The following is a 236-nucleotide window of genomic DNA, read 5'->3' as shown; positions in this document are numbered from 1 at the left end:
TTCCTCAGTCACGTGAACCTCGACGTGATAAATAACTTTGTTTGCACATTTGCTTTCCCCTTCGTCTTGCAATCTTCAAACTTATGCACAAGTGGACGCGGTGGTGTCGGCACTTGCCGTGGTGACTCCGGTGGCCCTCTTGTTGTTACAAGAAACAACCGTCCTATCTTGATTGGTATTACATCATTTGGCTCTGGTCTCGGTTGCCAAGTGAACTTGCCTGCCGCATATGCCCG

General features: G+C 49.2%; 1 protein-coding gene. It reads left to right on the top strand.

Annotated features, from left to right (window positions below; translation table 11 throughout):
• Positions 1–12: 12 nt before the first annotated feature.
• Positions 13–236: trypsin-like serine protease (locus F0L74_RS34595; RefSeq protein ID WP_497707336.1), on the top strand; the 224-nt coding region annotated here is incomplete at its 3' end.

Origin of the sequence: Chitinophaga agrisoli, assembly GCF_008386695.1 — a bacterium.
GTDB classification, from domain to species: domain Bacteria; phylum Bacteroidota; class Bacteroidia; order Chitinophagales; family Chitinophagaceae; genus Chitinophaga; species Chitinophaga agrisoli.
Note: the sequence above shows the minus strand (reverse complement) of the source record. Positions and strands in the feature narration are given on the sequence as shown.